The 527-nt window shown below is 52.4% G+C and carries 2 protein-coding genes; both read right to left on the bottom strand.

Going from position 1 to position 527, the window contains the following annotated elements; translation table 11 throughout:
- Positions 1–203: biotin carboxylase N-terminal domain-containing protein (locus tag ACWKXT_RS24340; protein WP_306565616.1), on the bottom strand; the 203-nt coding region annotated here is incomplete at its 3' end.
- Between the two features lie 10 nt (positions 204–213).
- Positions 214–527: acetyl-CoA carboxylase biotin carboxyl carrier protein (gene accB / locus ACWKXT_RS24335; protein ID WP_454542718.1), on the bottom strand; the 314-nt coding region annotated here is incomplete at its 5' end.

Below are 527 nucleotides of genomic sequence, written 5' to 3'. Positions count from 1 at the left end.
CTGATGATTGCCGGGATGTTCAGATAACTTTTTACTGACGGAGCAGGGCCAATACAGACCGTTTCATCTGCCAGTAATACGTGTTTTAGATCGCGATCCGCGCTGGAGTGCACAGCGACAGTCTTGATGCCCAGTTCTTTACAGGCACGAAGAATACGCAATGCAATCTCGCCGCGGTTGGCAATAACAATTTTATCCAGCATGTTCGCCTCGTTACTCGATGACGACCAGCGGCTCGTCAAATTCTACCGGTTGTCCACTTTCGACCAGAATTGCTTTCACGGTACCGGATTTGTCCGCTTCGATCTGGTTCATCATTTTCATGGCTTCAACGATGCACAGGGTATCGCCCACGTTGACTTTCTGACCCACTTCGATGAACGCTTTTGCGTCCGGGCTTGGGGTGCGGTAGAAAGTACCAACCATCGGGGAACGTACGATGTGACCACTGATTTCCGCTGCTGCTGGCGCTTCCATGGAAGGAACGGTCGCCGGAGCGGCTGCGTTAGATTGAGCTGGCTGCTGCA

Source organism: Enterobacter sp. UPMP701 (assembly GCF_053709515.1).
This window is presented reverse-complemented; position numbering and strand designations above follow the sequence as displayed.